This window comes from Pseudonocardia sp. KRD291 (genome assembly GCF_019263595.1).
In the GTDB taxonomy this organism is placed as follows: Bacteria; Actinomycetota; Actinomycetes; order Mycobacteriales; family Pseudonocardiaceae; genus Pseudonocardia.
Genome location: NZ_JADQDD010000179.1, coordinates 1 through 12,849, shown reverse-complemented (window position 1 = coordinate 12,849; position 12,849 = coordinate 1). Strand labels below are relative to the sequence as shown.

Annotated in this window: 13 protein-coding genes; 8 read left to right on the top strand and 5 right to left on the bottom strand. The window is 73.4% G+C overall.

Translation table 11 applies throughout. The features are described 5' to 3' along the window. From I4I78_RS32950 to I4I78_RS21755, 3 genes are all read right to left on the bottom strand, one after another. The coding region (locus I4I78_RS32950; RefSeq protein WP_226380189.1) for a VWA domain-containing protein at positions 1–816 on the bottom strand (816 nt) is incomplete at its 3' end. 62 nt (positions 817–878) lie between these two features. Further along, positions 879–1,790: a MoxR family ATPase gene (locus I4I78_RS21760; protein WP_218613310.1), complete on the bottom strand. Its 912-nt coding sequence runs from the start codon at positions 1,788–1,790 to the stop codon at positions 879–881. A gap of 4 nt (positions 1,791–1,794) precedes the next feature. Continuing rightward, positions 1,795–2,625, bottom strand: a complete 831-nt coding sequence (locus I4I78_RS21755) for a mycofactocin-coupled SDR family oxidoreductase (RefSeq protein WP_218613309.1) — start codon at positions 2,623–2,625, stop codon at positions 1,795–1,797. Positions 2,626–2,849: 224 nt separating this feature from the next. Here I4I78_RS21755 and I4I78_RS21750 point away from each other — a divergent pair, with 224 nt between their 5' ends. After that, complete coding sequence (locus tag I4I78_RS21750) at positions 2,850–4,568, top strand: AMP-binding protein (RefSeq protein WP_218613308.1); 1,719 nt, start codon at positions 2,850–2,852, stop codon at positions 4,566–4,568. 170 nt (positions 4,569–4,738) lie between these two features. Beyond that, entirely contained in the window at positions 4,739–5,347 is a 609-nt protein-coding gene (locus I4I78_RS21745) for a DedA family protein (protein WP_218613307.1), read from the top strand. On the opposite strand, the gene I4I78_RS21740 is transcribed toward I4I78_RS21745, so the two are convergent. After that, the gene (locus tag I4I78_RS21740; RefSeq protein ID WP_218613306.1) at positions 5,332–6,954 is read right to left on the bottom strand and encodes a class I adenylate-forming enzyme family protein; all 1,623 of its coding nucleotides are present in this window, start codon (positions 6,952–6,954) and stop codon (positions 5,332–5,334) included. The two genes, I4I78_RS21745 and I4I78_RS21740, sit on opposite strands and share 16 nt — an antisense overlap. Positions 6,955–7,049: 95 nt before the next feature. On the opposite strand from I4I78_RS21740, the gene I4I78_RS33910 reads away from it, so the two are divergent. The 6 genes from I4I78_RS33910 (at position 7,050) to I4I78_RS21710 (ending at position 12,045) form a co-directional block, all read left to right on the top strand. Beyond that, positions 7,050–7,493: a hypothetical protein gene (locus I4I78_RS33910; RefSeq protein WP_218613305.1), complete on the top strand. Its 444-nt coding sequence runs from the start codon at positions 7,050–7,052 to the stop codon at positions 7,491–7,493. Further along, the gene (locus I4I78_RS33905) at positions 7,490–7,903 is read left to right on the top strand and encodes a MaoC family dehydratase (RefSeq protein WP_308252283.1); all 414 of its coding nucleotides are present in this window, start codon (positions 7,490–7,492) and stop codon (positions 7,901–7,903) included. Before I4I78_RS33910 ends, I4I78_RS33905 begins: the two co-directional genes overlap by 4 nt. Positions 7,904–7,946: 43 nt before the next feature. Continuing rightward, positions 7,947–9,332 carry an NAD(P)/FAD-dependent oxidoreductase gene (locus tag I4I78_RS21725; RefSeq protein ID WP_218613304.1) on the top strand — a complete coding sequence of 462 codons (1,386 nt, stop codon included), beginning with the start codon at positions 7,947–7,949 and terminating at the stop codon, positions 9,330–9,332. Continuing rightward, entirely contained in the window at positions 9,333–10,454 is a 1,122-nt protein-coding gene (locus I4I78_RS21720; protein WP_218613303.1) for an LLM class flavin-dependent oxidoreductase, read from the top strand. Next, positions 10,451–10,849 carry a nuclear transport factor 2 family protein gene (locus tag I4I78_RS21715; RefSeq protein WP_218613302.1) on the top strand — a complete coding sequence of 133 codons (399 nt, stop codon included), beginning with the start codon at positions 10,451–10,453 and terminating at the stop codon, positions 10,847–10,849. Before I4I78_RS21720 ends, I4I78_RS21715 begins: the two co-directional genes overlap by 4 nt. A 194-nt stretch (positions 10,850–11,043) precedes the next feature. Further along, positions 11,044–12,045 (top strand): LLM class flavin-dependent oxidoreductase, encoded by a 1,002-nt coding sequence (locus I4I78_RS21710; RefSeq protein ID WP_218613301.1) that lies wholly within the window; start codon positions 11,044–11,046, stop codon positions 12,043–12,045. Positions 12,046–12,171: 126 nt separating this feature from the next. On the opposite strand, the gene I4I78_RS21705 is transcribed toward I4I78_RS21710, so the two are convergent. Then, positions 12,172–12,750, bottom strand: a complete 579-nt coding sequence (locus I4I78_RS21705; RefSeq protein WP_218613300.1) for a DinB family protein — start codon at positions 12,748–12,750, stop codon at positions 12,172–12,174. Between the last annotated feature and the right edge of the window lie 99 nt (positions 12,751–12,849).

Below are 12,849 nucleotides of genomic sequence, written 5' to 3'. Positions count from 1 at the left end.
GTGCTCGCCGTCGGTCTCGCAGAGCACGTGCAGCTCGCCGAAGCGCCGCGCGATCTCGCGGGGGTCCGGGCCCGCATTGTGCACCGCGTCGGTGAGCAGCACCGCGGTCCGGCGCCGCGCGGAGGATCGGTTGAGCTCGGCGTGCGCGACCGAGAGCCCGAAACCGACGTTGGTCAGTCCCCGGGCCGGGATCCGTAGCAGCCGGTCGAGCAGCTTCGACGGCGCCACCCGCGTCTCGAGCGGCTTGAGCACGGCGGCGTCGGACCAGAACGCGACGAGCGCGAGCTGGTCGTCCGCCAGGTCCGCGGACAGCGCGGCGACGGTGGCCGCGGCGATCCGCACCTTCTCCCCGCGCATCGACCCGGACACGTCGACGATCAGGACGGCCGCCCGGCGCGACCGCATCCGCTCGCGGACGACGATGTCGGTGTCCTCGGGCACCGGTCGCTCGGCCAGGACCTCGATCGTGCGGTCGAGGTCGATGTCGTCGCTGCGGTATCGGTAGGGGACCGAGGCCAGCTTCCCGGCGCCGCGCTCGGCCCGCGGGTCGCGCGGGCGCCTGCGGATCGCGAGCCGGCGCGCGATCCCCTGCGCCATCCGGGCCACCTCACGGTCCGGCGTCCGGTCCTCGAGCAGCTCGTCGAGCCCGCGGAGGGTCGCGGACTGGGACGTGACGAGCAGCCCCTGCCCGCCGGCGGACTCGATGTCGGCGACGCCGTCGCCGCGGGTGTCCCCGAGGTCGACCACGACCGGCGGCCCCGACCCGTCGGAGAACAGCGACGGTGCCTCGCGCAGCTGCTTGGGCTTGCGGCGCAACGGCTCCAGTGTGCGTCTCTCATCGCTCTGTGCGGTGGGCAGCGAGACGGCGTTGTCGACGTTCAGGCGGTGCGGACCCGGCGCTGCCCGCCGGGGGAGGAGAAAAAATGGTTCTCCCAGATCTCGGTGATCACCTGTTCCGGGCCGGCCTCGGACGCCTCGTCCACCCCGACCCGCGCCGAGAGCGACAGCAGCGCCGCGTCGAGCACCAGGTTCTCCCGGGAGGAGTAGGTGCCCAGCTTCTCCAGCTCGACGGCGATCGCGACCATGTCGATCGCCCCGCGCACGCTGGAACCGCGGCGCAGCTCCGGGTGCGACCGGGTCGCCCGGGTGATCGCCACCGCGTCGCCGATCAGCTTCCGGTCCTCGCTGCCCGTGCGGACCGCGACGATCCCGACCTCCTCGGACTCGTCCTGGTAGCCGACGGCCAGGCGGCACCACCGGTCGTAGACCGAGTCCGAGATCCGCGCCGTGCCGACGTTGTCGAAGGGGTTCATCGAGGCCAGCACCCGGAACGTGGGCTCGGCCGCGATCGTCCCGACCCGGGGGACGGCCACCTCGCGCTCGGCCATCGAGGCCAGCAGCACGTTGAGCGTGTCCTCCGGGGCCCGGTTGAGCTCCTCGATGTAGAGGAACCCGCCCGAGCGCATCGCCTCCACCAGCGGACCGGCGACGAAGTTGTCCGACGAGTAGTCCTCGCGCAGCACCCGGGCCGGGTTGTGGTGCCCGACCAGGCGCGCCGGGGTCAGCTCGGCGTTGCCCTCCACCAGCACGAACGGGATCCCCCAGTTGCCGGTGATGGCGCGCAGCACGGTGGACTTGCCGGTGCCCGGCGGGCCCTCGAGCAGGATGTCGCGCCCGGCCGTCACCGCGGCGAGGACGAGGTCGAGCTCGCGGCGGCGCCCGACCAGGCTCTCCGCGATCGCGTCGCGGCGGGCCCGGCCGGTGGAGCTCTCGGTGGTCGTCGACGTCACGCACTCATCCTGTCTTCTCGCAGAAGCCGGCGTCGACCTTGAGCTGCTGGCCGGTGACGTAGCGGGACTCGTCCGAGGCCAGGAACAGCACGGCGTTGGAGATGTCCACCGGCTCCACCCACGGGATCGGCAGCGCGTTCATCGACGTGAACGCCGCGCCGAACCCGTCCTTGGTGGGGTTGTCCGGGCTCATCAGCGAGTACATCGCCGGGTTCTGGATCATGTCGGTGTTCACCGAGGTCGGGTGCACGGTGTTCACCCGGATGTTGTGCGCGGAGACCTCCTGCACGAGCGTGCGCATCAGGCCGACGACGCCGTGCTTGGCCGCGGTGTAGTGCGCGAAGTTGCCGAATCCCATGATCCCGGCGGTCGAGCTGGTCATGATGACCGAGCCGCCCTGCCCGCGTTCGATCATGTGCGGCAGCACCGCCTGCACGGTGCGGAACACCCCGGTCAGGTTGACCGCGATCATGTCGTCCCAGAGCTGGTCGGTGATCTCGGTGTAGGGCGCGGTGGAGAAGATCCCGGCGTTCGCGCAGACGACGTCGATGTGGCCGAACTGCGACAGGCCCTCGTCGACGGCGGCCCTGAGCTGCTCGCTGCTGCGCACGTCGGCCTCGCGGGCGACGATCCGGCGGTCCAGCTCCTCGATCCTGCCGACCGTCTCCTCCAGGTCGCCGGGCACCGCCATCGGGTACGGCACGGTGTCGATCTGTTTGCACAGGTCGACGCCGATGATGTCGGCGCCCTCCTGGGCCAGCCGCAGCGCGTGCGAACGCCCCTGCCCCCGTGCCGCGCCCGTGACCAGTGCGACCTTGCCGTCCATGCGTCCCATGAGAAGACCTCCGCGGATGCCGGACGACGGCGGCCACGCTGCCGCCGTCACCTCGCCCGGCGCCGTCATTGCTACCAGCACGATCCTTTCCTGCACAACGCCTCCGGCCGGGCGCGACGGGCCCGCCGGAAAGCAACCACCAAACGGCGGGTAGACGTTGCGGGAAACGGGTGGCGAGAATCCTCGGCGCCGAGCAGTTCCGTCCGTCGGGAGGAGGTCGCACCGTGGCACCGAGCATCGAGCGGGCGCGGGACCGGGTTCCCGCCGGGCAGGCGGAACGCCGCTGGATCGAGGTCTCGACCCTGGGCGACCTCGTGGACCGGCGCGCCGACGAGCGCCCGGACGGCGAGGCGCTCGTCTTCCCGGACGGCGCCGACGGCGCGGGCTCACCCCCGGGGCGCGCGACCTACCGGCAGCTCGCCGACCGGGCGCAGGAGCTCGCCCGGGGGCTGGCCGGGCTCGGGGTGGGCCGCGGCGACCGGGTCGGGATCCTGCTGCCGGCCTCGGTCGACCTGGTCGCGACGCTGCTCGCCGCCGTCAAGCTGGGCGCGGTCGCGGTGCCGGTGAACGCGCGCTTCCGCTCCACCGAGCTGCGCCAGATCGTCGTCCACTCCGGGATGGCGGTGCTGGTGACCGCGACCGACTACCTCCCGCTGGTGCAGGAGACGCTGCCGGACCTGGCCGGGCAGACCGCGGGCGAGCTCGCCTGCGCCGGGGCGCCGGAGCTGCGGCACGTGCTGCTCCCCTGGAGCGAGCACCCCGGATGCACCGGCGCGACCCGGCTGGCCGCGGGCGCGGTGCCGGACGCCGACGTCTCCTCGGAGCAGGAGTCGGTCCGGGTCCGGGACACCGCGGTGATCGTCTACACCTCGGGCACGACCGCCGCGCCGAAGGGCGCGATGCTCTCCCACGAGGCCCTGGTGCGGCTCGCGACCGGCATCGGCGACCGCCTCGGCTACACCCCCGGCGACCGCGTGTGGACGGCGATCCCGCTGTTCCACGGCGGCGGCATCACGTTCGCGCTGAGCTGCCTGGCGGCCGGCGCGACGTTCGTGCACCCGGGCTTCTTCGACCCGTCGACGACGTGTGAGTACCTGCGCGACGAGCGCGTCACGGTGGCGCTGGCCGCGTTCGAGACGATCTGGATGCCGGTGCTGAACCGGCCCGACTTCGCCGGGTTCGACCTGTCCCGGATCCGGGTCGTGATGGCCGTCGGCGTGCCGGAGCGGCTGCGCGACATGGCGTCGCGGCTGCCGGGCGCGACGCACGTGTCCTGCGTGGCGATGACCGAGTCGTCGGCGTTCCTGACGCTCAACCGCCTCGACGACCCGCCGGAGGCCCGCGCCACCACCGGCGGGCACCCGATGCCGGGCATGCGCTGCCGCGTCGTGGACCCGGGGACCGGGCTCGACGTCGCGCCCGGGACGCTCGGCGAGCTGCTCTTCCGCGGCCCCAACGCGTTCGACGGGTACTTCCGCGACCCGGAGCAGACCGCGGCCGTGTTCGACGACGACGGCTGGTTCCACAGCGGGGACCTGGTCGTCGCCGACGCCGAGGGCAGGCTGTCGTTCCGCTCCCGGCTCAAGGACATGCTCAAGGTCGGCGGCGAGAACGTCGCCGCGGCCGAGGTGGAGGGCTTCCTGCTCGGGCACCCGGCCGTCGACATGGTCGCGGTGGTGGCCGCGCCGGACGCGCGCTACGTGGAGGTCCCGGCCGCGTACGTGGTGCTCGCGCCGGGCGCGACGGCGACCGAGCAGGAGCTGATCGCGTTCTGCCTGGGCCGGATCGCGACCTACCGGGTGCCGCGCTACGTCCGCTTCGTGGACGGCTACCCGATGTCCGGTACGAAGATCAAGAAATTCGTCCTGCGCGAGCGGATCGCCGCCGAGCTGGCCGGGGCGGGCATCACCGAGGCACCCAGGCTGCGCGCGCCCACCGGGTAGGGCAGGCCCCCGGATTCGGACCCGAATTGCCGGATTGATCCGGACCGTCGGTACCGTCGGGGAGTCCGCGACGCGCCCCTGCTGCCCCCGGCAGGCCGACCGAGGAGCACCTCCTGCTCGCCTACGTCCTCGACCTGCTGGCCGGCATCCCCACCTGGATCGTGATCCTGGTGGCCGCGGCCGCCGCACTCGGCGAGACCACGATCGGGCTGGGCCTCGTGCTCCCCGGCGAGTCGGTCCTCGTCGCCGCCGCGGTCGCGCTGCCGGACCTGCGCGCGGCCGTCGTGACCGTCCCGGTCGTGGCCGTGGCCGCCGCGGGCGGCGACCTGGTCGGCTACCTGCTCGGCCGCCGTTTCGGGCCGCGCCTGCGGGCGTCGAAGCTGGTCGGGAAGGTCGGTAGGGACCAGTGGGACCGGACGGGCGAGATCCTGCGGCGCCACGGCGCGTGGGCGGTGCTCGGCGCGCGCTTCCTGCCGGTGGTGCGCACCCTGACCCCGGCCGCGGCCGGTGCCTCCGGGCTGGCGCTGCGCCGGTTCCTGCCGGCCAGCCTCGTCGGGGCGCTGCTGTGGTCGACCGTGCACGTCGCGGTCGGTTTCGGCGCCCGGGGCTCGGCGTTGTGGTTCGAGCGCACGTTCGGTGTCGCCGGATGGGTCGTGCTCGGCTCGATCGGGGTCCTCGGCACCGCGGCGTGGTTGCTGCGCCGCAGGCGCCGGGCGCTGGCGGAGCAGGCGGCCGTGCTCTCGCAGCCGGTGCCGGTCGGGGCTCAGGCCGGCGACTGACCCGTCGCCGGCACCCGCGGGGCCCTCACCGGCGGGGCCGTCATCCGGGGCGCCTCGGTGACGCCGCGGCGCGCCAGCTCGTCGGCGATCAGGGCGCGCAGACGGAACTTCTGCACCTTGGTCCCGGACATCGGCCACTCGTCGACGAACCGCACGTAGCGCGGGACCTTGTAGGTGGCCACGGCACCGAGGCAGAACGCGATCAGCTCGGCCTCGGTGGCAGAGGCGCCGGGCCGCAGCTGCACGAACGCGGCCGGCACCTCCCCGTAGCGCGCGTCCGGGGCGCCGACGACCGCCACGATGCCGGCCGCCGGGTGCTCGGACAGGAAGCCCTCGATCTCGGCGGCGGCGACGTTCTCCCCGCCCACCTTGAGGATGTCGCCGAGCCGGGTCAGGAACCGCAGCCGGCCTTCTGCGTCCGCGACCACCTGGTCACCGGAGGCGAACCAGCCGGCCCCGTCGATCCGGAGCGCGGTCAGCTCCGGGTCCCGGTGGTAGTGCGACAGGCGCGACCCGCCGCGGAAGCGGAACTCGCCCGGCACCCCCGGCGCGACCTCGACGCCGGTCTCCGGGTCCACGACCATCGCCTCCATGTGGCGCAGCGGCCGGCCGCTGGTCGTCGCGCGGACCTCGGCCGGGTCGTCCGGGGAGCCGACGCAGCAGAACCCGAACGACTCGGTCATCCCCAGGCACGACAGCTGCACCGCCCGCGGCAGCCGGGCCTGCATCGACCGCATCCGTTCCGGGGCACCGACGTTGATCACCATCCGGAGCGCGGACAGGTCGGCGGAGGCGAAGTCCGGGTGGTCGAGGACCGGCAGCCAGATCGTCTCGAACGCCGGGAACCCGACGGTGCACCGCTCGTCGACGAGCTGGCGCAGCGCGCGCCCGGGTTCGAAGGTGCCGACGTGCACGAACCCGCAGCGCCCGGCCAGCGCGGCCAGCGCGACGTCGAATCCGCCGCAGTGGAACATCGGCAGCGGCGTCCAGAACCGGTCCTCGGCGGTGAGCTGCAGGCGCTCGGCGACGGCCTCGCCCTCGGCGACGAGCGAGTGGTGGGTGTGCACGCAGCCGCGCGGACGCGACGTGGTGCCGGAGGTGTAGAGCATGAGGTTCGGGTCGTCCGCGGTCAGCGCGGCGCGGGCCGCGCCCGGGCCGCCCGGGTCGGTGCCCGCCGCGGCCGCGTCGAACGTCGAGGCGCCCAGACAGCCGCCGGAGTCGGCGTCGCGGTCGAGGACGACGACGGTGTCCGGCTCCGCGCCGTCGAGCACCGGCTCGAACGCGGACGTCGTGACCAGCACGCGCAGCCCGGCGTCGGAGATCACGTAGGCGATCTCGCGGGGGCGCAGGCGGACGTTGAGCGGCACCGTGACCGCGCCGATCGCGCTCGCCGCGAGCCAGAACCGCATGCTGTCCATGCCGCCGTGCAGCAGCAGACCGACCGGGTCGCCGGGGCGGACGCCGAGGGCCCAGAGCCCGCGCGCGACCCGCCCCACCTGCACGGCCAGCTCGGCATAGGACGCGCGGCCGTCCGGGAACACGACGCCCTGTCCGGGGGTGTCGGCGGCGCGGGCGTCGAGCAGGTCGGGGACGGTGGGGTCCGGCATCGGCGCGGGTCCTTCCAGCCTGTCTAACGGTCGTTTGACAAGCTACCGAGGTGCGGCGAAGGTGGACAAGACCGACGTCGGGGAGGCTCGCGGCAGTGATCACCGAGGACGAGCTGTCCGCGCTGGTCGGGCGCCGCCTACCCGGTGGGCGGGCCCGGATCGAGCCCTACGTCGACTGGCTGACGCGCGACGTCGTCGGGGCGCCGCAGCGCGCGCCCGGCGAGGACGCGGTGCACCCGGCCGTCGCGTTCCTCGTCGCGCAGGGCAACGTCGGGCTGGAGCTGGAGGAGGTGTTCGCCCTGTTCGGCGCGCGGTCGCAGGACGGGCCGATGCTGGGCGAGTGGTCGGTGGACTTCACCCGTCCGCTGCGCACCGGCGTCGACTACGACGTGACCTGCGAGGTGGCGGGCGTCGCGCGCAAGCGGGGTGCCCGCACCGGGGTGTTCGACCTGGCCACCGTCGAGATCGGGCTCGACGGACCGGACCGGGCCCGGCACGCGACGGTCCGCCCGACCTACGTCTTCCCGCGCCGCTCGTGAACGTCGGCGACGCGCTCCCCGAACTCGTCGTGGAGTCGGTCGACCCGGAGCGGATGAAGACGATGGCCGCCCTGCTCCGGGACCCGAACATGATCCATCTGGAGCCGGGCGAGGCGGCCCGGCACGGGTTGGGCGACCGGGTGGTCAACCAGGGGCCGATCAACATGGGCTACGTCCAGACCATGCTCGCCCGGGCCGCGGGTGGCGTGGACCGGGTCCGCGCCACCTCGTTCCGGTTCCTGGCCAACGTGCACGCCGGGGACCGCGTCGTCGCCGGCGGGACGGTGACCGCGGTCCGGCAGGGCGACGGCGGGGAAGAGATCGACTGCGAGGTGTGGCTGGACGTCACCGGCGGAGCTCGGGCACTGTCCGGGACGGCGACGTTGCTTGCGCCGCCGCCGACGCCGTGACAGTGTAAAACGGTCGTTTGGTAGACGCGCGGATCGGAGCATCATGCCCAGCTACGACGTCGTGGTGATCGGGGCCGGGGCCGCCGGGCTGACGGCCGGGGCGCTGCTGGCCAAGGAGGGCAAACGGGTCGTCGTGCTCGACCGCAGCCCGCACCTGGGCGGGCGCGCGATGGCCGTCCCGGACGAGGGCTTCACCGTCAACCTGGGCGGGCACCTGATCGAGGACGGCGGGTCGGGCATCACGAAGGTGTTCGAACACGTCGGCAAGGAGCTGGTCCACGGCGAGGTCAGCAACGACATGCCGATCTGGGAGAACGGCACGGGCTGGGGCTCGATCCGGGACCGCTACACCGACCGCACCGAGCTGAAGAAGGTCATCAAGGCCCTGGTCAACACCCCCTACGAGGACCTCGACGACTGGGACGACCGGTCGCTGCGCGAGTGGATCCACCAGTACACCGACGACCAGGGCGTCGTGGACCTGTTCGAGTTCATCTCGGTGCTCGAGTGCATGACCGACAACTGGTACGACCACTCGGCAAGCGACAACCTCTACGTCCGCAAGATGCACTTCGAGGAGCGGGGCACCGCCGCCTACTCGTGCTGGCCCGGCCAGGGGTGGGACGGGATCTGGCGCGACCTCGCCGACGCGATCACCTCCCACGGCGGCGAGCTGCGGCTCGGGACGTCGGTGCAGCGGGTCGTGATCGAGAACGGCGCCGTGAAGGGCGTGGCCGTGGGGCGCGAGCCGAAGGTGCTCCCGAACGAGTTCTTCGAGGAGGAGATCCTCGAGGCCGACGCCGTGATCTCCACGCTGCCGGTGTGGAACGTGCTGGACGTGGTGCCCCGGCGCGAGCTGCCCGAGTGGTACGCGAGCCAGATCGAGTTCCTGGCCCAGGACAAGTTCCGGATCGCCTGGCTGGGGCTCTACCTCGCGACCGAGGAGCCGGTCACCCGGTTCGACCCGCGCGAGCTCGCGACGTGGACCGCGACGCCGTCGACGGACTGCTCCGGGTTCATGTTCGACCAGTCCGCGATGGACCCGTCGTGCTCGCCGGAGGGCACCCACCTGCACGTGATGGGCGCGATCATCCCCGGGGCGAAGGGCCGCGACACCCAGTGGTGCCGCGACACGATGCAGGCCTTCGAGCACGACGTCGAGACGATGTGGCCGGGCATGGCGAAGCCGATCTGGCGGCGCAGGCACCTGGTGTTCGAGCCCAGCTTCGGGGTGATCCAGATGCCCGGGCTGGTCGGGAGGTACCGCCCGCACTGGCGCGCGCCGAACGTCGAGGGCCTGTGGTTCGCCTCCGAGACGTTCCGCAGCCGCGGGGTCGGCACCGACCGCGCCGCCCGCGCGGCCCTGACGTGCGTCGAGGACTACCTCGGCTTCCGGATCCCGACCTTCGGCGACGGGTGGAGGTACTGAATGAACCGCCTGCAGCTGGGGGTGCCGGGGCAGATCATGCCGCCGGCCGACCGCGCCGTGCGCTTCGCTCAGCGCAGCGAGGCCGACGGCTACGACGCCGTCTGGTGGCCGGACCACCTGATGGGCTGGCACCCCGACACGATGTGGACGCCGGACCTGACGCCGCTGGCCGACGTCCAGGCCAACCCGCACACCTACTTCGACCCGATGATCATGATGGGCGTGGTCGGGGCGCAGACGTCGCGGATCAAGGTCGGCGTGGTCGTCACGGACCTGATCCGGCGCAACCCGGCGATGGCCGCGTCGACGGCGCTGACCCTGGACCACGTCACGCAGGGCCGGGCGATCATCGGCCTGGGCAGCGGCGAGAAGCTCAACGTGACGCCGTACGGGATGAGCTTCGACAAGCCCGTCGCGAAGCTCTCCGAGGGCATCGACGTGATGCGCCTGCTCTGGGAGGCCGACGGCCCGGTGAGCTACTCCGGGCAGTTCCACACCCTCGACTCCGCGGTGCTCGGACTCTCCCCGTACGGCGCGGAACCTCCGGAGATCTGGACGGCCGCACACGGCCCGCGGATGCTGCGCCTGACCGGCACCAAGGCCGACGGCTGGCTGCCCACGAAGATGACCGCGCCGGACTACGGCAAGTCCTTGACCACGATCCACCAGGCCGCCCAGGACGCCGACCGGGACCCGGCGAAGATCACCCCGGGGATGCTCGGCTACATCCTGATGGGCCCCGACGAGGAGACGGTCCGCCGGCTCACCGAGGCGCCCCTGGTCCGCGCGCTGTGCGTGCTGCTGCCCTCGCAGGTGTTCCGCGACCTGGGTGTCGAGCCGCCCCTCGACGGGGGACCGGGCGGGTCCGGGTTCCACGACTTCATCCCGTCCACGATCGAGCGCGCGGAGTCGTTGCGGATCATCGACGCGATCCCGCCCGAGGTGGTGCGCCACTACGCGTTCTGCGGGACGCCCGAGCAGGTGGCCGAGGAGCTCCACGAGTACCGGGAGGCCGGGTTGGAACACCTGGTGATGTGGAACATCACCGCGTTCGGCGACCCGTCGCTGGCGAAGTGGTCGTTCGAGGCGATGGCCGAGTTGAAGAAGCTGGTCGGGTCGTGAGCCCGCCGGCCGACGGCAGGGCGGCGGTCGAGGGGTACTTCGCGGCCGTCAACTCCGACTCCTTCGACGACCTCGCGGCGGTGTTCGCGGCGGACGTGGAGATCCACACCGTCGGCGCCGAGCCGGTCGTCGGGCGCGACGCGGCGCTCGCGCACTTCCCGAAGGTCCTGTCCGCCTACGCCACCCACGACGACCGGGTGACCCGGTGGGTCTCCGGCGTCGACGACGCCGGCGGTGACGCGATCGTCTGTGACATCGCGTTCACCGGCACCCTGGCCGACGGCCGCCCGGTCCGCTTCGACGCCCTCGACGTGTTCGACGTCCGCGACGGCCTGATCGCGCGCGTCACCACCTGGTACGACACCCGGCTGGTGGCCCGACAGGTCCGCGGGTGAGCGCCACGCACCACGCCGGTGTCCCGAAGGGCCCCCCTCGCTCCCCGGAGGGCCCCGAAGGGTCCCCTCGCAGCGAGGATGCGGGGTGGGCGGACCGGCCCCGGCCGCCGGCACGGTGTCCCCAGGGGTCCCCTCGCTCACGAGGGGGTCCCGAAGGGCCCGTTGGCGGCGTCGCCGGCGTGGGGTGGGGCTCGGTGAGGCTCGGGGTCACGATGCCGGTCGACGACGGGCTGGGGGTGCCGGACTACGTGCGTCTCGCGCGGGCCGCCGAGGACGCCGGCTACGACTCCGTCTGGGCCGGTGAGGTGGCCGGGCCGGAGGTGTTCTCGCTGCTCGGGGTGCTCGCGGCGAGCACGTCGCGGGTCCGGCTCGGCACCGGGATCGCGTCGGTCTACCCGCGCTCGCCCGCGCTGGCCGCGATGGGGTTCGCGACGCTGGCCTCGGCCGCCCCGGGCCGGGTCCTGGCCGGGATCGGCGCGAGCAGCCCGATGGTCGTGCGGGACTGGCACGGCCGGGACTTCGACGCCCCGCTGGCGACGGTGCAGGGCTACGTCGCCGCCCTGCGCTCGGCCTGGGCGGGGGAGCGGGTGCACGTCGAGCACCCGCGCACGCACGGGTTCCGCGCGTCCCTGCTGCCGGCGCAGCCGCCGCCGATCGTGCTGGCCGCGATGAACCCGCGGATGCTGCGACTGGCCGGGAGGATCGCGGACGGGGTGTTCGTGACCTGGTGCCCGCCGGACGAGGTGGCCGCCCGGCTGGCGCACGTCCGGGAGGGGGAGCGCGAGGCCGGGCGGGAACCGGGCAGCGTGTGGGCGATGGCCTCGTACTGGGCCTACGCCGGCGACCGCACGGACGAGGCGATGGCGCGGATGCGCCGTCTGGTCCTGCAGTACGCGATGGTGCCGACGCACCGAGACTCCTTCGCCGGGGCGTTCGCCGAGCTGGACCGCGCCACCGGGCTCTGGCAGGACGGGGACCGTGCCGGCGCCCTGGCGCTGGTCCCGGACGGGGCCGTGCACCACCTCTGCGCGGTCGGCGACGGTGCGGTCGTGGCGTCGAGGGCCGCGGCCCTGCACGCGGCCGGCATCGAGCTCCCGGTCTTGCTGACCCCCGGCGCCGTCCCCGGCGACCTGGACGGCCCCCTGCAGACGATCACCCGCACCGCCGACGCCGCCGACGCCGGCGACGCGCGCTGAGTTCGCCGACGCGCGCTGAGTTCGCCGACGCGACCTCGGCCGCGCGCGCGTACCGATGCCGAGCGCGCGGGAGACGGCGCGGGCCCGCGTCCGCCGCCCCAGGTTCCTGCCGGGCCGGCGGGGCCGTCAGCCCATCGACTTCTGGCCGTCCAGGGACTCGCGGATGATGTCGGCGTGGCCGCTGTGCTGGGCGGTCTCGCCGATGATGTGCGCGAACACGTGACGGGCCGACCAGTGCGCCTCGCCCGGGAACCACGGTGCCGGCGGGAGCCGGTGCGACAGGTCCAGGTCGACGGTGGCGACCAGCTCGTCGGTGCGGGCGGCGACCTCGGTGTAGCGGGCGAGCAGGCTCGCCACCGTGTCGTCCGGGCCGAGGGTGAAGTCGTCACGCATCTCATCGCCCGCGCCGTCGTCGGCGGTCCACGTCTCCCAGTTCTCGGCGCCGGCCACGACGCCGGTGAGGATGAAGTCGACCCAGCCCTCCTCGACGTCGATCACGTGCTTGAGCAGGCCGGCCAGGGTCAGCGCGCTGGTCGTGGCGCGACGGCGGGCGTCGTCGTCGGAGAGCTCGCGCACCGTGTAGCGCAGCAGCGTGCGGTGCTTGGCCAGGGTCTCGCGCACCACGGCGCGCTCCCCGCTCAGCTCGACGCCGGAGGCGGCCTCGTTGATCTGGTCGACGAGCTCGGTGGCGGATGCGGTGCTCATGGTCGGTGCCCTTTCGTCGTGCCGGTCCGGGGTCGTCCCCGACCCGATGACCACGACGTTATGACCCAATGCGGACAGATCCGGTCCGCGATCCGACGG